The sequence below is a fragment of the Devosia sp. LjRoot3 genome (assembly GCF_964252865.1).
Classification (GTDB): Bacteria; Pseudomonadota; Alphaproteobacteria; order Rhizobiales; family Devosiaceae; genus Devosia.
Genome location: NZ_CAXUPK020000004.1, coordinates 162,749 through 181,918, shown reverse-complemented (window position 1 = coordinate 181,918; position 19,170 = coordinate 162,749). Strand labels below are relative to the sequence as shown.

The window sequence follows — 19,170 nt, the reverse complement described above, 5'->3', positions numbered from 1 at the left end:
CTTTCCAAAATCCAAAAACCCAAAAATCAGACGTTCTTGTCCACGCCCTCGGCCGGAGCCGCAGCCCCGCCACCCTTGGCGACGCCCACCATGGCCGGCCGCAAGATGCGCTCGCCAATGGCAAAGCCTTCCTGCACCACCTGCACTACCGTGCCCTCAGGCACATTGGGGTTCGGCACTTCAAACATCGCCTGATGCTTGTTGGGGTCAAATTTCTGGCCCGCCGCCTCGATCGGCTTCACGCCATGTTTTCCGAGCAGCCGCTGCATTTCGCGCTCGGCCAGCTCCAGCCCTTCGATCAGGCTTTTCAGCGTGCCTTCCGCGGTTACCCGCGTTTCCTCGGGGATCACCAGCAGCGCGCGGCTCAGCGCATCGGTAGCGCTCAGCATGTCGCGGGCAAAGCCGGCAATGGCGTAGCTGCGCGTGTCAGCCACGTCGCGCTCGGTGCGCTTGCGCAGGTTTTCCATCTCGGCATGCGTGCGCAGCACGCGGTCCTTCAGCTCGGCATTTTCTGCAAGCAGGGCCTCGACGGGATCGACCTCCGGCGTTTCGGTGGCCGGGATTTCGGTCTCCGGCGTTTCGCCCTGGGCGGCGTTCTCGTCGCTCATCATGTTTCCATGGCCTCGGTAGTTAAAGTTTCGTCCCCGCATATCGGCCAATACGGAGCGTATTTCAATAGTTCAGCGTTTTCTCGCCATCAGTCGTGTCAGCACATTGGCGGTATAATCCACCACCGGCACGATCCGCGCATAGTTGAGCCGCGTCGGCCCGATCACGCCCAACACGCCCACCACCTTGTCATTGGCATCCTTATAGGGCGAGAGAATCACCGAAGACCCCGAGAGCGAAAACAGCTTGTTTTCCGAGCCGATGAAAATGCGCACCCCCTGCGCTTTCTCGGCATCGCCCAGCAGTTCCAGCAACCCTTCCTTGCTCTCGAGCTCATCGAAAAGCTGCCGCATGCGCTCGAGCTCATCGCTCGCCATGGCGTCATTGAGAAGGTTCGCCCGCCCCCGCACGATCACTCGTGGTGCGGTGGCCGGAGAATCCTGCACCAGCGTCGCAATCCCATCGTCGACGAGCTTTTGCGTCAGCTCATCGAGCTCCGCCCGCTGCTCCACCCGCCGCTCGTCCAGCGCCTTTCGCGCCTCGGAAAGCGTCCGCCCCACAACATAGTGCGCTAAATAATTGCTCGCCTGGCTCAGCGCCGCGGCCGTAAAACCCGGCGGCAGTTCCAGAATGCGGTTCTCCACCTGTCCATCGTCGCCGACCAGAATCGCCATGGCGCGCGAACTGTCGAGCCGCACAAATTCCACATGCCGCATCACCATGTCGGCCTTGGTGGCAATCACCAGTCCCGCCCCCTGGCTCAGCCCAGAAAGCAGCGAACTGGCTTCCGTAAGCAGGTCTTCCACCTGCCGCCGTCCCGCATGCCCCTCAATGTGCTGGGCAATGCTGCGCTTCTCGCTTTCATTGACCGCGCCGACTTCGAGCATGGAATCGACGAAAAACCGCAGCCCCTGCTGCGTCGGCTGGCGCCCGGCCGAAGTATGCGGCGCCGCAATCAGCCCCAGATCCTCAAGATCCGCCATCACATTGCGCACCGAAGCGGGCGAAAGCTCGGTCTGCAACAGCCGCGAAAGATCGCGCGATCCCACCGGCAGGCCGGTATCGAGATAGCGCTCCACCAGCCGCCTGAAAATTTCCTGGCTGCGCGAATTGAGAACGCTCAGAAATTCGTCGTGCGGATGAACCATGGTGTTTTAAATGAATTACCGGCTTTAACCTTGCTCCCTCATTTAAGCGTTCAGTGCAAGGGCGGTAAGCGGTGCAGCGCTTGTTCCGCGAGGCTAGGAAGGTTAAGAGGCGGTAAATAGCAAAACGAGACCAAAGCATGCGGCCTTCCGGACGCGCCCCTGATGCAATGCGGGCTGTCACCATCGAGCGCAACGTCGCCATGAAAGCCGAAGGCTCCTGCCTCATCGCTTTCGGCAATACCAAGGTGCTCTGCACGGCTTCGGTCGAAACCAGCCTGCCCGGCTGGCTGCGCGGCAAGGGCCAGGGCTGGGTCACGGCCGAATATGGCATGCTGCCCCGCGCCACCGGCACTCGCACGCGCCGTGAAGCCACTGCCGGCAAGCAGTCCGGCCGCACGCAAGAAATCCAGCGCCTCATCGGCCGCTCGCTCCGCGCCGTGGTCGATCTGACCGCGCTTGGCGAATCCCAGATCACCCTCGATTGCGACGTGCTCGAAGCCGATGGCGGCACCCGCACCGCCTCCATCACCGGCGCCTATGTCGCCCTCGTCGATGCCATCAAATGGCTCGAAGAGCGCAAATTGACCAAGGGTCCAGTGCTGAAAGATTCGGTCGCCGCCATTTCCTGCGGCATCTATCGCGGGGCCCCGGTGCTCGATCTCGACTATCTCGAAGACGTCGAAGCCGAAACCGATGCCAATTTCGTCATGACCGGCTCGGGCAAATTCGTCGAGATCCAGGGCACCGCCGAAGGCGCCCCTTTCGATCGCGCCGAACTCGAAGCGCTGATGAACCTTGCCGGCAAGGGCATTTCGGAACTGACGCTCCTGCAACAGGCGGCGCTCGAAGCATGATTTTTTCGTTCTTGAAGAAGGCCCTCTCACCCCAGCCGAATTCGCCGACGCGAATTCGGCGCGGCTTCGCCGTCGACCTCTCCCCCCAGGGAGAGGTGGGTGCCCGCCAAGTCGCGAAGCGACACCTCTCCCTCTGGGGGAGAGGTCGACCCGTAGGGTCGGGTGAGGGGGCCTTGAAAGCCTTCTCCGAAGAAAGCTGCGCCATCTGGAACGACATCAATCGCGCCCTCGACGCCAAGCCACGGAGTGAAAAGTGACCATCCCAAAACTCCGCCGCGGCGACCGCCTAGTCCTTGCCACCCACAACGCGGGAAAACTCAAGGAATTCCAGGAGCTGTTCGCCCCCTTCGGCCTTGAGCTGATTTCTGCCGGCGATCTCGGCCTGCCCGAGCCAGAAGAAAACGGCACCACCTTTGCCGAAAACGCCCGCACCAAGGCCCACGCCTCGGCCAAGGGCGCCAATATGCTGGCCCTTTCCGACGATAGCGGCATTTCCGTCGACGCGCTCGATGGCCAGCCCGGCGTCTACACCGCCGATTGGGCCGGCGTGCCCCGCAACTTTGCCAACGCCATGCAGCGCGTAGAGGACGAGCTTCTCGCCAAGGGCGCAACCACGCCCGAACAACGCACCGCTGCCTTCAACGCCACCCTTTGCCTCGCCCATCCCGATGGTCGCGACGTGCTCTATGTCGGCAAGTGCGAAGGCACCCTAATCTGGCCGCCCCGCGGCACCCAGGGCCATGGCTACGATCCGATGTTCAAGCCAAACGGCTATGACATCACTTTTGGCGAAATGTCGCCCGAGCAAAAGCATTCCTGGTCGCCTGGCGAACAGGGTCTGTCCCACCGTGCCCGCGCCTTTGCCCAATTCGTGGAGAACCAGATTGAGCGCTAACCCGAACGACCTGTTCGGCGTCTACGTGCATTGGCCCTTTTGCGCGGCCAAATGCCCCTATTGCGACTTCAATTCCCACGTCCACCGTGGCCCGTTCGACGAAGACGCCTTCGTTGAAGGCTACAAGAAAGAGATCGCCCACATGGCGGCGCTCTCGCCCGGCCGTCTCGTCCAGTCGATCTTCTTCGGCGGCGGCACGCCCTCGCTGATGTCGCCAAAAGCCGTCAGCACGATTTTGGACACCATCGCCGGCCACTGGCAGGTCGACAGCAACGCCGAAATCACCCTCGAAGCCAACCCGACCTCTGTCGAAGTCGACCGCTTCAAGCGTTTTAGAACTGCCGGCATCAATCGCGTCTCGCTCGGCGTCCAGTCCCTGCGCCCCGGCCCCCTGGCCGAACTCGGCCGCCGCCACACGGTCGAAGAGGCCGTCGCTGCCGTCCGCATCGCCCAGTCGGTCTTCGATCGCTCGAGCTTTGATCTCATCTATGCCCGCCCCAAGCAGACGCTTGAAGATTGGGAAGACGAGCTGAAAGAGGCCATCTGGCTCGCTCGCGGTCACCTCAGCCTCTACCAGCTCACCATCGAGCAGGGCACGCGCTACTTCGATCTCTTCAATGCCGGCAAGCTGCAAATGCCGAACGAAGATCTCGGCGCCGATTTTTATGAGCTGACTCAGGAACTCACCGCCGCAGCTGGCATGCCGGCCTATGAAATTTCCAATCATGCCGTGCCCGGCCAGGAAAGCCGGCACAACATGCTCTATTGGCGCTATGGCGAATATGCCGGCATCGGCCCCGGCGCCCATGGCCGCCTCCTGGTCAACCACCAGCGCCACGCCACCGCCACGGAAAAGATGCCCTTCGACTGGCTCAAACTCGTCAACGAGTTCGGCCACGGCATGACCACCAACGACGTCCTCACATGGGAAGAACAGGGCGACGAATACCTCGTCATGGGTCTTCGTCTCAAGGAAGGCATTTCGCCCACCCGCTTCATGTCCATCTCCGGCCGCACCATCGCCGAAAAGCAGATCGAAGCGCTCAAGGGTTATGGCTTTGTCGAAACCCTGCCAAACGGCAATATCCGTGTGACGGAAAAGGGCTTTCCGGTGTTGGACGCCGTGGTCGCAGATCTGGCGGCGTAGAAAAAGGCCCCCTCACCCGCCGGCTTTGCCGTCGACCTCTCCCCCAGAGGGAGAGGTGTCGCTCCGCGACTTTGGTAATCTCCCACCTCTCCCTTTGGGGGAGAGGTCGGCCCAAGGGGCCGGGTGAGGGGGCCTTCCCTAAACCCTAAAGCTTCGCCCCATCCACCGTAGTCGCCCCACCAGCCCCCACCTTCTTCACCACCAGCGCATATTCCGCCCGGCCATTGCTCAAAAACCGGAACGCCCCATCCCGCCCATTAAACCCGGAAGCTCCCGTCAGCAGCCCCGGATTATACGGCGGTGTCGCCATGGACAGCGTATTCACATTGGCCAAAATCGTCGCCGTGTAGGCAATCGTTGCCAGCGGATGCGGCCGCGATCCAAACCTGGCCTGATAATCCCCGGCAATGGCTGCAAATCCTGCCTCATCGACCGCCGGATAAATCGCGCCCGCCAATCCCGGCGTCGAATTAATCGTGGCATCCCCCGCCCAATCCGCCGACCCGACAATCTGCACCGCATCCCCAGTCACGCCCGCACTCGCCAGCGCCGCCGCAAATGCCGGCGCACTCGCCCGCTCGGGAATGAAAAAGGCATCGATCATGCCCCGATCAATCTGCTGCTTGGCCTGCGCCACGATCTGCGCCGCTTCACCCGGTCCTGAGAATGTGTAAACGGCAGGCGGCCCAAACCCGGCCATTGTCGCCTGCTGCCTGAACGCCGTCGCCAGCGCCTCGCCATAAGGCGTCGCCGGAAAAGCCCCCGCCAAGCCTCGCCGCCCCTGTCCCTTCACATAGGATATGGCGCGCTTCATCTCCATCTCCGGCAAGACCGAGAGCAAATACACCCCCTGCCCCGCCGCACTGGCATTGTTCGAAAAACCGATCAGCGACACCCCGGCGCCCCGCGCCACATTGGACACCGCCACCACCTGATCGCCCTTCAGCGGCCCGAGGATCAGCTTTGCGCCACCCGCCACGGCCGCATTGGCAGCATTCACCGCCCCAGCCGCACTATCCCCGGTATCGCGAAGCGTGATGGTGATGTTCTCAGCAATGTTCGGATTGGCCTCAATAAAGGCGATTGCCAGTTTCGACGCATTGGCCAACGACGTCCCGACCGCGGCGAGCGACTGATCCCCCGAAAGCGGCAACAGCAGCGCCACCGGCACCGGCCCACGCCCAAACACCTCGCCACCCGATTGCGGCATCGGACTTGGTGTCAGCATACCGCCGCCGCTATTCCCGCCCCCGCCATCGCCAGAGGGTTCACCCCAGCCCAAGGTGCGCGAACCGATCTGAAATGTGCCCGGCGAGCACGAGGTCAAAGCCAGACCGAGCGCGAGCGCAAAAACGCCGCGCCGCCATTTGGCATTTACCTGACCAAAACCCATGAAAGCGGTCCGAGATGCTCACAGTCTGTTAACAAACTGCCCTCATTTCGTTAAGCAAGTCTCAACCCAAGGAGCTTCCGGCGTGACCGAATCCAAAGCCGAATATTTCATTGCCGGCTCGCCCTTTAGCGCTCCGCCGCTTGCCGCCGGCCTCTATGTCGTCTCGACCCCCATCGGCAATCTCCGCGACATCACCGTCCGCGCTCTCGAAACCCTTTCCGCCGCCAGCATCGTCCTTTGCGAAGACACCAGAACCTCCGCAAAGCTCCTCGACCACTACGGCATTCGCGGAAAACGCCAGCCATTACATGAACATAACGAGCGGGCCCGCGCCGAGGAGATTGTCTCGCGCATCGCCGCCGGCGAAGCCATCGCCCTGATTTCCGATGCCGGTACCCCCCTCCTCTCCGATCCTGGCTTCCCCCTCATCCGGGCCCTCGCCGAAGCCAATCTGCCCGTCTTCCCCATCCCCGGCGCCTCCGCCCTCCTATCCGCCTTGGTCGTCGCCGGCCTCCCCACAGACGCCTTCGCCTTCCACGGTTTCCTACCGCCCAAATCCGGCGCCCGCACTAACGCCTTGGAAAGATACGTGGATTCACGTGAAACACTGGTCTTTTACGAGTCTCCCCGCCGCCTCGACGACACCCTTGCCGCCATGGCCGAAGTCTTTGGTGATCGCCAAGCCTCCGTCAGCCTCGAACTGACCAAGCGTTTTGAGCGCACTTTTCGCGGGACGCTTGGCGAACTGGCGGAAAAATTCGCGGGCGAAGAAACCAAAGGCGAAGCCGTCATTGTCGTCGCTGGTGCCGACGAACCGAGCGCTCCCGCCGCCGAAGACTGGCAGGCCGCCCTCCTCGCAGCCATGGCCGATCAGCCGATGCGCTCGGCGGTTGACGAAATCGCGGCGCGCTACGGCCTGAAACGCAAAGAAGTCTACGATGCCGCCCTCGCCCTCAAGGCCCAGCAATAAAAGGCAAATTGCCGAACGCGGTGGTCAGCGCGGCGAAGCGCTGGCAGCGCTTTTCCTGCAGCTCAAATTCTACCGCATCAGAAACCGCCGCTACAAAACCCCGATCGGGGAAATCGACCTCGTCGTCGAACGCAATGGCACCATCGCCTTTGTCGAGGTGAAAACCCGCGCCACCCATTTGCTCGAAGCCGAAGCCCTCGAAGCGGTAAACACATCGCGCATTGTGCGGGCCGCGGAGCATTGGCTTGCGCGCCACCCCCGCGAGGCTGAAAAGACCTGCCGCTTCGACGTGATTTTCCTTGCACCCGGTCGCTGGCCACGCCATCTCATCAACGCGTTCGAAAGCTAAGGGACAACAATGTCGCTAAAAATCGCCGTCCAGATGGACCACGTCTCCACCATCAATCCGCGCGGCGACTCGACCTTCGCCATGATGCTCGAGGCCCAGGCCCGCGGCCACGAACTGCTGCATTACACGGCTAATACCCTGTCTTTGCGCGACAATGTGGTCACCGCCCTCGTCCAGCCGATCGCGGTAACCGACGCCGAAAAGGGCCAGCATTTTACCCTTGGTGAATCGAAGCGCGTCGATCTGTCGACCCAGGACGTGATCCTGATGCGTCAGGATCCGCCCTTCGACATGAACTACATCACCATCACCCATATTCTCGAGCGTCTGCACCCCAAGACGCTGGTGGTCAATCCGCCCTCCGCCGTGCGCAACGCGCCGGAAAAGATTCTGGTGACCGATTTCCCGCAGTTGATGCCGCCGACTTTGGTGACGCGCGACCGGGCCGAAATCCACGCCTTCCGCCGGGAACACGGCAACATCATTGTAAAACCGCTCTACGGCAATGGCGGCGCCGGCGTCTTCTTCATCCAGGAAGGCGACCACAATCTCAATTCGCTGATTGAACTGTTCGAGCAGAACTATCCCGAACCGTTCATGATCCAAAAATATCTTCCGGACGTGCGCAAGGGCGACAAGCGCATCATCATCATCGATGGCGAGCCGGTGGCCGGTCTCAACCGCATCCCGGCCGAAGGCGAAGCCCGCTCCAACATGCATGTTGGCGGCCGCCCCGAACTTTCCCCGCTCACCGAGCGCGAGAAGGAAATCTGCGCCGCCATCGCCCCGGCGCTCAAAGAGCGTGACATGATCTTCGTCGGCATCGACGTCATCGGCGACTACCTTACCGAAATCAACGTCACCTCTCCCACCGGCATCCGCGAAATCAAGCGCTTCGGCGGCCCGGACATCGCCGTCCTCATCTGGGATGCCATCGAAAAGCGCCGCGCCTGAGCCGAGCTTGGCGACACCCCGCAAATCCCGTAAGTGTCAGCTTTGGGTTTTGCGGGGATCTTCGTGGACACTTCGGCTTTTCTCGTCGCCTTCGCGACGCTTTTCGCGACTGTCGGCGTCGCCGATATCGCTTTCATCTTCGCCGCGCTGACCAAGGATCATTCGCCGGCGCAGCGTCGAATCTTCGCGACCCGCGGCGCCGTCATCGCGCTGCTGATCCTGTTGTTCTTCGCCTTCCTCGGCAATGTCATTCTCGACATCTTTGGCATCACCATTCCGGCCCTGCGCACTGCAGGCGGCGTGTTGCTGCTGCTGATTGCCATCGACATGGTCTTTGCCCGCCACTCGGGCGGCACCGGCACCACCGACGAGGAAGAGAGCGAGGCGCGCCACGCTCACGATATTTCCGTGTTTCCCCTCGCCATGCCGCTGCTGGCCGGCCCCGGCGCCATCAGCGCCGTGATCCTGCTCACCACGGGTGCGGATTCGGATGCCGAATTCTGGCTGGTCATCGCCGCCATCATCGTCATCCTGTTCCTCGCCTGGGTGACGCTCCTTGTCGCCATCCCGATCCAGCGCCTGCTTGGCCTCACCGGCCTATCCGTGGCCTCCCGTATCGTCGGCATTCTGCTTGCGGCGCTCGCCGTGCAGTTCGTCTTCGATGGCGTGAAGGCCTCGGGTCTTTTAGGCGGCTAGCCTATTTGGCGAACTGGCAGCGGCCCGTGGGGGCAAGCGCAGCGATAGCTCGCGGGTCGCAGCCGGTCGACAGGAACATCAGCCAGTCATTGGTCGAGCCGTAGAACACATTGCGGTCGACCTCGCCGCGCACGCCCGGAACAACGCCGGTCTGCGTGTATTGCCAGAAGGTCCAGGGACGGTTTTCATAGCGCTCATGCGGCTCGGCAGCGGTCGAACGCAGCCAGAACGTGTTCGGAAAGTATTCACCCGCGAGCACATCGCGGTGGAAATTCATGTCCGTATAGATGATCGGCAATTTGCCGGTATGCCGCTCCATCACATCGAGCATCAGCCGGATTTTTTCCAGCGCATCCGCCTTGTTCGGCTTCACCTTGCAGCTCGAATGGTTGTTCCATTCCAGATCAAGCACCGGCGGCAGGGCGCTGGGATCGGCCGGCACGTTTTGCACGAACCAGTTGGCCTGTTCCGACGCCAGGGAGCACCAGGTCATGAAGTGATAGGCGCCGCGCGGCATGCCGGCATCCCGGGCACGCTGCCAGTTCACGCGGAAATTGGGATCGACATAGTCCTTGCCTTCGGTCGCCTTCATGAAGACGAAATGCGTGCCCGCGGCTCGCGCCTTGGCGAAATCGACATTTTCCTGATAGCGCGCCACGTCGATGCCCTGCACCGGCATAGACCGCGCCCGATCGACTGCCGCATGCGGACGATTATCGCCCGGAATAGCACCATAAAGCCCGCCGCCAGTGGCGCAGGCCGCCAGGGCTGTGACCGCCAGGCCCATCACGGCATTGCGCAATAGAGCGGAAACAGGAGCGGGCAAACGGAAGGCGCGGGCCATCAATACACTCGGAACACAAAGACAAACTGAGCCTTTGATTCAACATGGCGCGGTTAACGGAGGTTTAGGGTAACCAATGTGGCAGCATGCATGGTTAACAGACCATTCTTTGTTCGCTCTCCGTTCTTGACTCGGCCCTTCCTTCTGTTAGCGTTGTGAGGGGTTTGGGGGCATTCCACATGGTGACGCGCGTCGCGACCGTGGCGTTCCAGGGCATCGAGGCCGTGCCGGTCGATGTGCAGGTGCAGATTGCGCCGGGCCTTTCCAAATTTCTCGTCGTTGGATTGCCTGACAAGGCCGTGAAAGAATCGAGCGAGCGCGTCCGCGCCGCCCTCGTTGCTTCCGGTCTGGGCCTGCCGCCCAAACGCATCACCATCAATCTCGCGCCCGCCGACCTTCCCAAGGAAGGCAGCCACTATGACTTGCCCATAGCTCTCGGCCTGATGGCCGCCATGGGCGCCATCCCGCAGGATGCGCTGGATCGTTTCCTGGTCCTTGGCGAACTGGGGCTCGATGGGCGCCTTGCCCATGTCGATGGCGTCCTCCCGGCCGCCATTGCCGCGGCCTCGCGCGATCTGGGCATCATCTGCTCCACCGCCTCCGGTCCAGAAGCTGCTTGGGCCAATGACGAGATCGACATCGTCGCTGCCGATAGCCTTCTCGCGCTCGTCAATCATCTTGTCGGCCGGCAATTGCAGGCGCGGCCAAAACCCGCAAGGCAGCTTGTTGATGCCTCCGTCCTGCCCGATCTCGCCGACGTCCGCGGCCAGACCATCGCCCGCCGGGCTCTTGAAGTCGCCGCCGCCGGTGGCCACAATCTCCTCTTCGTCGGGCCGCCCGGCGCCGGAAAATCCATGCTGGCCGCCCGCCTGCCCTCCATCCTTCCGCCGCTCAGCGCCCGCGAACTGCTCGATGTGTCGATGATTCAGTCGATCGCGGGCGAACTGGCCGGTGGCGCCCTCTCCGATCGGCGTCCCTTTCGCGCGCCGCACCATTCCGCCTCCATGGCCGCCCTTGTCGGCGGTGGGTTGAAAGTGCGGCCGGGCGAAGCGACCCTCGCGCATAATGGCGTGCTTTTCCTCGATGAATTGCCCGAATTCGGCCCCAGCGTCCTCGACAGCCTGCGTCAGCCGCTCGAAAGCGGGGAAACCGTCATCGCCCGGGCCAATGCCCGCGTAACCTATCCCAGCCGTTTCCAGCTCATTGCCGCCATGAATCCGTGCAAATGCGGCATGGCCGGCACACCGGGCCATATCTGCAAGCGCGGCAATGCCTGCGCCGCCGATTATCAGGCCCGCGTTTCCGGCCCCTTCCTCGATCGCATCGATATCCGCATCGATGTGCCGGCGGTGTCCGCGACCGACATGATCGGCGCCGCCGGTGCAGCCGAGCCGTCCTCCGCGGTCGCCAGGCGCGTTGCTGCCGCCCGCGAACGGCAGCGCCAGCGCTATGAGGCGGCAGGCGTGCCCGACATACTCACCAATGCCGCAGCCGGCGCCACCCTGATCGAAAAGCTGGTCGAACCCGATCGCGAAAGCCAGACCCTGCTCCTGCAGGCTGCCGAACGCTTCAATCTGTCGGCGCGGGCCTATCATCGGGTGCTGAAAGTCGCGCGTACGCTTGCCGATCTCTCCGGCGTCGATAAGGTGGCCCGGCCCCATATCGCCGAAGCCCTGAGCTACCGCCTCAATTTCGGCGCCGCCTGATCTTTCGGAGTCTTTTGTTCCCATGCAACACCGCATCTCTGCCGGCGTTCTGGCTTTGCGCGACGAAAAAATCCTGCTCGTGCGTCATTTTCGGCCCGGCAAACACGATTTCTGGGCCGGCCCCGGCGGTGGTGCCGAAGGCGCTGAAGAACTCTGGCAGACAGCCGAGCGCGAAGCGTTTGAGGAAACCGGCCTTCGCGTAAAGGCGCGAACGATGGCCTATATCGACGAGCTGGTCGACGACTGGGGCCGCATCGTCAAATTCTGGTTCCTTGCCGATTATGTGTCGGGCGAAATCGACGTTGCGGCCAATCCCGCCGAAAACGAAAGCATCAGCGAGGCCGGCTGGTTTTCGCGCGAAAACCTGCCGCAAGGCCATGTTTTTCCAGAAGTTTTGCGCGATCGCTTTTGGGAGGAGCTAAAAACCGGTTTTCCGGCTCCGATCAAATTGCCCCTGCGCCAGTCGATCTTCTAGAAAATACAGGAGAGAAGCCTTGCTGCGAGGCGAACTGGTGCAGTGGAACGACAGCCGCGGCTTCGGTTTCATTCTGGCCGATGGTGGCGAACGCTACTTCGTTCACATCTCCAATATTGGCCGAATTGCCACGCGCCCACGCCAGGGCGATTTCGTGTCTTTTGCACCTGCCAAGGGGCAGGATGGGCGGCTTCAGGCCCGCTCCGTCTCGATTTTGGGCGCCAATCCCAAGCCGACCCTGGCGCAGATGCGCCGAGGGGCGGAAATGCCCGCCCATTCCACTTGGCGGGTGCCCTTGGCCGGGTTGATGGTTGTACTGATCGTTGTCGGTCTTTTGCTCGGCCGTCTGTCCTGGCCGCTTGCCGCGCTTTATGCCCTCATGGGCGTGATCTCGTTTTTCGCCTATGGCCGCGACAAGCAATTCGCCGAAACTGGCCAATGGCGCATCCCCGAGGTGACGCTGCTTGTCCTCGATCTCTGTTTCGGCGTGATCGGGGGATTGCTCGGCCAGGACGTCTTTCGACACAAGACACGAAAGCCCGGATATATCGCTACCACGCTGCTGATTTCAGGCGTGCATCTTCTCTGGATTGCCGGCTTTGCCGTCGGCTTCATCCCTCCCGACGTGTTTGCTGAGCTGAGAAACATCGTGCCCTAGGGCTGTGTTTCACGTGAATCCGTCCGGTTACCCCTTACCCCTCATGCGCACGGCGATCGCGCGACCAGCTATCGCGCCATTCGCGCTCCAGCACGGCCCGGCGCTTGCCAAAACGCTCTTCGGTGATGATCAGGTTGACGATGCGGTCGGTCCGAAAATTGCGAAAATCCTGTCGCAACAGGCACCAGGCGGCGATGGTCTGCTTGCCTTCGTAAAAAGCCAGGCCCACCGGCCAGAGAGTTCGCGAAGTGGCTCGCCCCTGCTCGTCCTCGTAATCTATGGTGACAGCCCGCTCCTGGCGCATGGCCAGCCGAATGTCGCCCAGCACCGGAATGGGCTTGCGCCCGCCCCAGATGGCCACCGGCCAGAGCGCCGTATCGCTGATCCGGTCGCGCAGGTCTTCTGGTGAGGCAGTGGCAATCTTGGCCAGTGCATTGCGCGCGGCTGCGCCCAGACCGTCGTCCGGCTGCGTCTCCACCCATCGCGCGCCCAGCACCAGCGCCTCCAGTTCCTCGGGCGAAAACATCAGTGGCGGCAGGAAAAAGCCGGGTTTCAGCATATAGCCGATCCCCGCCTCGCCATCGATCGGCGCGCCAAGGCCGATAAGGGTCTGGATATCGCGATAGAGCGTGCGCACCGAAACGCCCTGCTCCTCGGCCAAAGCCGCGGCCGTAATCGGGCGACGATGGCGCCTGAGGGCGTCCATGATGGCGAAAAGCCGTTCGGTCTTGTCCATGCATTCCCCTCCTGCAAAGGCGAATCTGGTTGCCAGATTCTTGCCCCTGAATCCATGCCTAAACATGAATTTTGTTCATGTTTTGATCTGGTCGTGGAAAATGAAAAAAGGCCGCATGATCATGTTCGGATCATGCGGCCCAAAAATGTCAGCTCTCGTCAGGAGCGTCAGGCGATTTCGATATCGCACCAGTGGCTATAGGGCCGTTCCGGCGTGTGGATGATATTGGGGAAATGCGGATTGTGCAGCGCGTCGGCCAGATTCTGGTCTTCGAGGCAGAAGCCGGCATGCTTTCCGTAATGCTTGCCATTGAGCCCCGGCACCGGAATATCGGTCCAGACGCTATTGTAGACCTGCACGCCCGGACGGTCCGACCAAAGCTTTAGCGTCAGATCCTTAGCCGGCGAAACAACCGTGGCGATCGGATCGGCATGCTTGCGGCCGGTATCGAGCACCATGCCGATGTCGTAGTCGACCGCCGCGCCATTGGCGTCGCGCATAGTGCGCTTCTGGCGCAGATCGTACTGCGTGCCGCGCGAGGGCAGGATGGCGCCGGTCGGCGCCAGATCGTCGCCGAGCAGTGTATAGGCGCTCGAATTGACCTGGATCGTGTGGTCGAGCACGTTTTCGCTCGTGCCGAGATTAAAATACTGATGCTGCACGAGACTGATCGGCGTCGCCCGGTCGGTCGTGGCGGTCAGTTCCAGCCGCAGCTTGTTTCCATGCAGGCTGTAGGTGGCGGCAAAATTGACATTGCCGGGATAGCCCATGGCGCCATCGGGCGAGAAATGGGTGAAGCGCACGGCATTATTGGCGCTATCGGCCTGGCCCGACCAGACCTGGCGGCCAAGGCCTTCGGCCCCACCATGGAGCTGCAATTCGCCGGCATTGGGCGGCAGCTTGTAGGTCATGCCATCCACTTCAAAGCTTGCGCCCTTAATGCGATTGGCGACGCGCCCGGCCAGCGAGCCGAAATGCGGGCTGTGTTCGGGATAGGCGGCAAAATTGTCAAAGCCGAGCACGACACTGCGCTCGCCCCCGGCAACCGGCACGCGCCAGTCACGCACTGCCACACCATAGCCGATGATATCGACGGTGACGCCGGTATCGCTCACCAGTCGGAACTGGTCGACGCGCTTGCCGCCATGCTCGCCAAAGGTCGAAACGTCGATGCCCATAGACAATCCCCTCACTCGCTCGGGGCGGAGCTTTAGCGCTATTTGCCTGTGCAGGGCAACGGCGCTCTTGACCTTTTGGGGCGCTCCGCAAACTGTGCGACGAGGCAAGAAGAAACGATTGCGGGGGATAGTGTGAGTGATGAAGCGGCCCGGCGGCGGGTAACGGTGCACGACGTGGCGCGCGCAGCCGGGGTATCTCTGGCGACAGTCGACCGCGTTCTCAATGGCCGCCCCGGTGTGCGCGCGACAACCACCGAAAAGGTCGAAGAGGCCATAAAAAGCCTCGGCTTCTCCCGCGATCTCAATGCCTCGCTCATGGCCCGCTCGCGCGACCTGACGGTGGTTTTCTTCATCCCCGATGGCTCCAACGAGTTCATGGATTCTCTTGCCGAAGCCGTCTCCCGCCGTGTCGGCCAGGCCCTTTCCGATCGCATGCACCTGACAACCGAGCGCATTCGCGCCCTCGATACCGGCGCGCTGGCCGCCGGCCTCGATGCGCTCGATCCCAGGACCTGCGATTGCGCCGTTATCGTCACCTCTGAAGAGCCCGACATCTTGGCCGCCGTCGATTCGGCCACCCGCCGCGGCATTGCCGTCATGACGCTGGTGTCTGATCTGCCCGGCTCCAATCGCCGCCATTTCATCGGCGTCGACAATGTCGCCGCCGGCCGCACCGCCGCCTCGCTCCTCGGCCGCTTCCTGCCCCAAGGCGGCACCGTCGCCGTCATCGCCGGCTCGCTGCACCTGCGCGACCATCTCGAGCGCCTCGAAGGTTTTCGGCAGATACTCTCCGCCGATTTCTCCGGCATCGAACTTGTCGGTCCGCTCGAAGGTCATGACGAACGCGGAGAAACCGAAGCCCTGGTCGCAAAGCTGCTGGCCGAACACCCAAAACTGTCCGGCATCTACAATCTCGGCGCCGGCAATGCCGGCCTCGTCTCTGCCCTCAAGAATTCCGGCCGTTCCGGCAGGCTCCGCGTCATCGCGCACGAACTGACCGCGCCCACCCGCGAGGGTCTGCGCTCCGGCGCCATCGACGTGGTGCTGGACCAGAACCCGGATGGTGAAATCCGCGAGGCCGTCGCCGCTGCCCGCTCCCTTGCGCTGGGTGCCGCGCGTCACGTCGCCACCGACCCCATTGAAATTGGCATTTTCCTGCGCGACAATTTGCGCTAAGCAGTGAGAAGCGACCCGGAGGGGCAAAACGGTCCGGCGGACCGTTTTGAGAGACGAACGCCCTGAGCCAAGCGAAGGGCCAAAAATTCAACAAAGCGGTGCGCCCAAAAATGGGCTGGGAGGAGGATCGCAAATGTTCGAGTTCAAAAATGAGGTACGTGCCTCATGACTTATCTCGGCATTGATATCGGCACATCCGGCGTCAAGGCACTGCTGATCGACGAGCATGGCCGCGCCCTCGGCGACGCCTCGGCTCCCGCGGTCGAGCCCGTACGCCCGCATCCCGGCTGGTCCGAGCAGAACCCCACCGACTGGTGGACGGCAACCCTCGCCGCCGTGGACAAGCTCAAGGCTTCCCATCCGTCCGAACTCGCCTCCGTCCGCGGCATCGGCCTATCCGGCCACATGCATGGCGCGACCCTGCTCGGCAAGAATGACGAAGTCCTGCGTCCCTGCATCCTCTGGAACGACGGCCGCTCCGCCGCCGAGTGCCTCGAGATGGAAGCCGCGCTCCCCACCCTGCGAAGCCTCTCGGGCAATATCGCCATGCCCGGCTTCACCGCGCCAAAAATCGCCTGGGTCCGCAAGCACGAGCGCGCGATCTACGACAAGATCGCCAAGGTCCTTCTTCCGAAGGCCTATGTGCGCCTGCTGCTCACCGGCGAACATGTGGAAGACATGTCCGACGCCGCCGGCACGCTCTGGCTCGACGTCCAGAAGCGCGACTGGTCCGACGATCTCCTCGCCGTAACCGGCCTCACTAGGGATCACATGCCGCGCCTCGTTGAAGGCTCCGCCCCCTCGGCTCAGCTCAAGCGCGACCTCGCGCAGCGCTGGGGCATGGATGGTGCCGTCATCGTCGCCGGTGGCGCCGGCGACAACGCCGCCGCCGCCTGCGGTATCGGCGCCATTCGCCCCGGCGAAGGTTTTGTCTCCCTCGGCACCTCCGGCGTGCTCTTCGTCTCCAACGAACGCTTCAGTCCCAACACGGCCGGCGCTGTCCACGCCTTTTGCCACGCCATCCCAGACACGTGGCACCAGATGGGCGTCATCCTTTCGGCCACCGATTCGCTCAATTGGCTCTCGCGCATCACGGGCAAAAAGCAGGCCGAACTCTCCGGCGAAGCCGAAGCCCAATTTGCAGGCCCCGGCGAAGCGATCTTCCTGCCCTATCTCTCGGGCGAACGTACGCCGCACAACAATGCCGGCGCCCGCGGGTCCTTCACCGGCCTTTCTCAGTCGACCGATACCGCCCAGATGGCCCAGGCTGTCATGGAGGGCGTCACTTTCGCCATGCGCGATTGCCAGCGCGTCCTTGCCGATGCGGGCACGAAAATCGACCGCCTGCTGGCCGTCGGCGGCGGCTCCAAGTCCGCCTTGTGGCTGAAAATGCTGGCCACCAATCTCGACATGGAAATCGCCCTCCCCGAGGACGGCGATTTCGGTGGCGCGCTCGGCGCCGCCCGCCTCGGCCTCTGCGCCGCGGAAGGCGCCAAGCCCGCCGACGTCATGGCCATGCCGCCGATCAAGACAACCATTGCGCCCGACAAAAATCTGTCGGCCGCCTATTCCGATCAATATGCGCGATATCGCGCGCTCTATCCCGCCATCGAGGAGGCACGTAAGTGACGGATTTCTTTAAGGGTATTTCCCAGGTCAAGTTCGAAGGGCCGCAGAGCAAGAACGCACTGGCCTATCGCCACTACAACAAGGACGAAGTGATCGCCGGCAAGCGGATGGAAGACCATATCCGCCCCGCCATCGCCTATTGGCACACCTTTGCCCAGGAAGGCGGCGATCCCTTTGGCGGTCGCACCTTCGATCGTCCCTGGTTCGACAAGGGTCTTGAAGGCGCCAAGCTCAAGGCCGAAGTGGCCTTCGAATTCCTAAACCTCATCGACGTGCCGTTCTTCGCCTTCCACGACGTAGACGTGTCCCCTGAAGGCGCAACGCTCGAAGAATCAAACAAGAATCTGCGCGTCATCGGCGACATCATCGCCAAGAAGATGCAGGAATCGGGCAAGAAGCTGCTCTGGGGCACGGCCAACCTCTTCTCCAACCGCCGCTATATGGCGGGCGCCGCCACCAATCCCGATCCGGCCGTCTTCGCCTATGCCGCCGGCCAGGTGAAATCCGTGCTCGAGCTGACCCACGAGCTGGGCGGCGAGAACTACGTGCTCTGGGGCGGCCGTGAAGGCTACGAAACCCTGCTCAATACCAAGATCGGCCAGGAACAGGACCAGATGGCCCGCTTCCTGACGCTGGTCATCGAGCATGCCGAAAAGATCGGCTTCAAGGGCCAGATCCTGATTGAACCGAAGCCCCAGGAACCGAGCAAGCACCAGTACGACTATGACGTCGCCACGGTTTACGGCTTCTTGCAGAAGTACGGTCTCGAAAAGAAGGTGAAGTGCAATATCGAGGTCGGCCACGCCTTCCTCGCCGGTCACTCCTTCGAGCACGAACTGGCCGTCGCTTCGTCGCTGGGCATGCTCGGCTCGGTCGACGCCAACCGCAACGACCTGCAGTCCGGCTGGGACACCGACCATTTCCCCAACAATGCGGGCGAAATGGCGCTGGCCTTCTACTACATCCTCAAGCAGGGTGGCCTCGGCAAGGGCGGCTTCAACTTTGACGCCAAGGTCCGCCGCCAGTCGCTCGACGCTGCCGACCTGCTCCATGGCCATATCCTTGGTCTCGATACCCTGGCCCGCGGCCTCAAGGGCGCCGTGGCGCTCATCGAAGACGGCGAGTTCGACAAGCTGCTCGACGATCGCTATGCCGGCTGGAATTCGGGCATCGGCAAGGACATCCTCGGCGGCAAGCTCAGCCTGGCTGACATCGCTGCCAAGGTTCAGGCCGAAGCCATCAACCCGCAGCCGCGCTCGGGCCGCCAGGAATATCTCGAAAACCTGGTCAACCGGTTCGTCTGATGATCCGAGCGATCGAGCCTGGCGACCGGGAAGCGTGGACGCAATTGTGGAAGGCCTATTTGGCCTTCTACGAAACCGTCCTCCCCGACGAGGTTTTTGCCTCGACCTGGTCGCGTCTGCTCGATCCCACTGAACCCACCTGGGGCGCTTTTGCGCTCCAGGATGGCCAGCCGGTCGGTCTCGTCCACTGGCTCTATCACCGCACCAATTGGGCCATCGCCGACAATTGCTACCTGCAGGACCTTTTCGTCACCCCCGAGGGGCGCGGTGGCGGGCATGGTCGTGCCCTCATCGAGCATGTCGCCGCCGACGCGCGGACCAGAAACTGCGCGCGCCTCTATTGGAATACCCACGAAACCAACGCGACAGCGATGCAGCTCTATGATCGCCTGGCCAGCCAATCCGGCTTCGTCCAGTACCGCATGCCGCTGTCACCCTAGGATTTTGCG

General features: G+C 62.5%; 20 protein-coding genes. 14 read left to right on the top strand and 6 right to left on the bottom strand.

Annotation, left to right across the window (positions count from 1 at the left end; all coding sequences use genetic code 11):
* Positions 1-26: 26 nt before the first annotated feature.
* Positions 27-611, bottom strand: a complete 585-nt coding sequence (grpE, locus tag ACSQ2A_RS15455) for a nucleotide exchange factor GrpE (RefSeq protein WP_436072953.1) — start codon at positions 609-611, stop codon at positions 27-29.
* Positions 612-680: 69 nt separating this feature from the next.
* On the bottom strand, positions 681-1,757 hold the full coding sequence (gene hrcA / locus ACSQ2A_RS15450) for a heat-inducible transcriptional repressor HrcA (RefSeq protein WP_295413322.1): 1,077 nt from the start codon (positions 1,755-1,757) through the stop codon (positions 681-683).
* Between the two features lie 137 nt (positions 1,758-1,894).
* Here hrcA and rph point away from each other — a divergent pair, with 137 nt between their 5' ends.
* The 3 genes from rph (at position 1,895) to hemW (ending at position 4,653) form a co-directional block, all read left to right on the top strand.
* A complete protein-coding gene (rph, locus tag ACSQ2A_RS15445; protein ID WP_353919585.1) occupies positions 1,895-2,611 on the top strand; it encodes a ribonuclease PH in 717 nt (238 codons plus the stop codon).
* 253 nt (positions 2,612-2,864) lie between these two features.
* Positions 2,865-3,506 carry a non-canonical purine NTP pyrophosphatase gene (locus ACSQ2A_RS15440; RefSeq protein ID WP_436072952.1) on the top strand — a complete coding sequence of 214 codons (642 nt, stop codon included), beginning with the start codon at positions 2,865-2,867 and terminating at the stop codon, positions 3,504-3,506.
* Complete coding sequence (gene hemW, locus ACSQ2A_RS15435; protein ID WP_436072951.1) at positions 3,496-4,653, top strand: radical SAM family heme chaperone HemW; 1,158 nt, start codon at positions 3,496-3,498, stop codon at positions 4,651-4,653. Before ACSQ2A_RS15440 ends, hemW begins: the two co-directional genes overlap by 11 nt.
* A gap of 145 nt (positions 4,654-4,798) precedes the next feature.
* Here the strand turns inward: hemW and ACSQ2A_RS15430 are convergent, their stop codons facing one another.
* A complete protein-coding gene (locus ACSQ2A_RS15430) occupies positions 4,799-6,046 on the bottom strand; it encodes a penicillin-binding protein activator (RefSeq protein ID WP_436072950.1) in 1,248 nt (415 codons plus the stop codon).
* A gap of 82 nt (positions 6,047-6,128) precedes the next feature.
* On the opposite strand from ACSQ2A_RS15430, the gene rsmI reads away from it, so the two are divergent.
* The 4 genes from rsmI to ACSQ2A_RS15410 all read left to right on the top strand — a co-directional run bounded on the left by rsmI (position 6,129) and on the right by ACSQ2A_RS15410 (position 9,015).
* Complete coding sequence (gene rsmI / locus ACSQ2A_RS15425) at positions 6,129-7,016, top strand: 16S rRNA (cytidine(1402)-2'-O)-methyltransferase (RefSeq protein ID WP_436072949.1); 888 nt, start codon at positions 6,129-6,131, stop codon at positions 7,014-7,016.
* Complete coding sequence (locus tag ACSQ2A_RS15420) at positions 6,985-7,365, top strand: YraN family protein (protein ID WP_295413337.1); 381 nt, start codon at positions 6,985-6,987, stop codon at positions 7,363-7,365. Before rsmI ends, ACSQ2A_RS15420 begins: the two co-directional genes overlap by 32 nt.
* A gap of 9 nt (positions 7,366-7,374) precedes the next feature.
* Positions 7,375-8,319 (top strand): glutathione synthase, encoded by a 945-nt coding sequence (gshB, locus tag ACSQ2A_RS15415; protein ID WP_295413339.1) that lies wholly within the window; start codon positions 7,375-7,377, stop codon positions 8,317-8,319.
* 63 nt (positions 8,320-8,382) lie between these two features.
* Positions 8,383-9,015 carry a MarC family protein gene (locus ACSQ2A_RS15410; protein WP_436072948.1) on the top strand — a complete coding sequence of 211 codons (633 nt, stop codon included), beginning with the start codon at positions 8,383-8,385 and terminating at the stop codon, positions 9,013-9,015.
* 1 nt (position 9,016) lies between these two features.
* Here ACSQ2A_RS15410 and ACSQ2A_RS15405 read toward each other — a convergent pair whose 3' ends face one another.
* Positions 9,017-9,859: a glycoside hydrolase family 25 protein gene (locus tag ACSQ2A_RS15405; protein ID WP_436072947.1), complete on the bottom strand. Its 843-nt coding sequence runs from the start codon at positions 9,857-9,859 to the stop codon at positions 9,017-9,019.
* Between the two features lie 179 nt (positions 9,860-10,038).
* On the opposite strand from ACSQ2A_RS15405, the gene ACSQ2A_RS15400 reads away from it, so the two are divergent.
* The 3 genes from ACSQ2A_RS15400 to ACSQ2A_RS15390 are packed head-to-tail and all read left to right on the top strand — an operon-like array spanning position 10,039 to position 12,698.
* Complete coding sequence (locus ACSQ2A_RS15400; RefSeq protein WP_436072946.1) at positions 10,039-11,565, top strand: YifB family Mg chelatase-like AAA ATPase; 1,527 nt, start codon at positions 10,039-10,041, stop codon at positions 11,563-11,565.
* Between the two features lie 22 nt (positions 11,566-11,587).
* Positions 11,588-12,040 carry an NUDIX domain-containing protein gene (locus ACSQ2A_RS15395; RefSeq protein ID WP_436072945.1) on the top strand — a complete coding sequence of 151 codons (453 nt, stop codon included), beginning with the start codon at positions 11,588-11,590 and terminating at the stop codon, positions 12,038-12,040.
* Positions 12,041-12,059: 19 nt separating this feature from the next.
* Entirely contained in the window at positions 12,060-12,698 is a 639-nt protein-coding gene (locus ACSQ2A_RS15390) for a DUF1294 domain-containing protein (RefSeq protein ID WP_436072944.1), read from the top strand.
* Between the two features lie 34 nt (positions 12,699-12,732).
* On the opposite strand, the gene ACSQ2A_RS15385 is transcribed toward ACSQ2A_RS15390, so the two are convergent.
* Both ACSQ2A_RS15385 and ACSQ2A_RS15380 read right to left on the bottom strand, forming a co-directional pair.
* Positions 12,733-13,434 (bottom strand): helix-turn-helix transcriptional regulator, encoded by a 702-nt coding sequence (locus ACSQ2A_RS15385; protein WP_295413355.1) that lies wholly within the window; start codon positions 13,432-13,434, stop codon positions 12,733-12,735.
* Between the two features lie 167 nt (positions 13,435-13,601).
* Positions 13,602-14,612 (bottom strand): aldose epimerase family protein, encoded by a 1,011-nt coding sequence (locus ACSQ2A_RS15380; protein ID WP_436072943.1) that lies wholly within the window; start codon positions 14,610-14,612, stop codon positions 13,602-13,604.
* 132 nt (positions 14,613-14,744) lie between these two features.
* Here ACSQ2A_RS15380 and ACSQ2A_RS15375 point away from each other — a divergent pair, with 132 nt between their 5' ends.
* The 4 genes from ACSQ2A_RS15375 (at position 14,745) to ACSQ2A_RS15360 (ending at position 19,161) form a co-directional block, all read left to right on the top strand.
* Positions 14,745-15,788, top strand: coding sequence for a LacI family DNA-binding transcriptional regulator (locus ACSQ2A_RS15375; protein ID WP_436072942.1), 1,044 nt, complete (start codon positions 14,745-14,747; stop codon positions 15,786-15,788).
* Between the two features lie 165 nt (positions 15,789-15,953).
* Entirely contained in the window at positions 15,954-17,417 is a 1,464-nt protein-coding gene (gene xylB / locus ACSQ2A_RS15370) for a xylulokinase (RefSeq protein WP_436072941.1), read from the top strand.
* A complete protein-coding gene (gene xylA / locus ACSQ2A_RS15365) occupies positions 17,414-18,721 on the top strand; it encodes a xylose isomerase (protein ID WP_436072940.1) in 1,308 nt (435 codons plus the stop codon). The genes xylB and xylA overlap by 4 nt, the downstream gene beginning before the upstream one ends.
* Entirely contained in the window at positions 18,721-19,161 is a 441-nt protein-coding gene (locus ACSQ2A_RS15360; protein ID WP_436072939.1) for an N-acetyltransferase family protein, read from the top strand. The genes xylA and ACSQ2A_RS15360 overlap by 1 nt, the downstream gene beginning before the upstream one ends.
* Positions 19,162-19,170: the final 9 nt, after the last annotated feature.

Bases quoted from the DNA above. Each gene is read 5' to 3' on its own strand.
- grpE (WP_436072953.1), bottom strand. From the start codon at position 611: ATGATGAGCGACGAGAACGCCGCCCAGGGCGAAACGCCGGAGACCGAA.
- hrcA (WP_295413322.1), bottom strand. From the start codon at position 1,757: ATGGTTCATCCGCACGACGAATTTCTGAGCGTTCTCAATTCGCGCAGC.
- rph (WP_353919585.1), top strand. From the start codon at position 1,895: ATGCGGCCTTCCGGACGCGCCCCTGATGCAATGCGGGCTGTCACCATC.
- ACSQ2A_RS15430 (WP_436072950.1), bottom strand. From the start codon at position 6,046: ATGGGTTTTGGTCAGGTAAATGCCAAATGGCGGCGCGGCGTTTTTGCG.
- ACSQ2A_RS15420 (WP_295413337.1), top strand. From the start codon at position 6,985: ATGCCGCCCTCGCCCTCAAGGCCCAGCAATAAAAGGCAAATTGCCGAA.
- gshB (WP_295413339.1), top strand. From the start codon at position 7,375: ATGTCGCTAAAAATCGCCGTCCAGATGGACCACGTCTCCACCATCAAT.
- ACSQ2A_RS15405 (WP_436072947.1), bottom strand. From the start codon at position 9,859: ATGGCCCGCGCCTTCCGTTTGCCCGCTCCTGTTTCCGCTCTATTGCGC.
- ACSQ2A_RS15400 (WP_436072946.1), top strand. From the start codon at position 10,039: ATGGTGACGCGCGTCGCGACCGTGGCGTTCCAGGGCATCGAGGCCGTG.
- ACSQ2A_RS15395 (WP_436072945.1), top strand. From the start codon at position 11,588: ATGCAACACCGCATCTCTGCCGGCGTTCTGGCTTTGCGCGACGAAAAA.
- ACSQ2A_RS15385 (WP_295413355.1), bottom strand. From the start codon at position 13,434: ATGGACAAGACCGAACGGCTTTTCGCCATCATGGACGCCCTCAGGCGC.
- ACSQ2A_RS15380 (WP_436072943.1), bottom strand. From the start codon at position 14,612: ATGGGCATCGACGTTTCGACCTTTGGCGAGCATGGCGGCAAGCGCGTC.
- xylB (WP_436072941.1), top strand. From the start codon at position 15,954: ATGACTTATCTCGGCATTGATATCGGCACATCCGGCGTCAAGGCACTG.
- ACSQ2A_RS15360 (WP_436072939.1), top strand. From the start codon at position 18,721: ATGATCCGAGCGATCGAGCCTGGCGACCGGGAAGCGTGGACGCAATTG.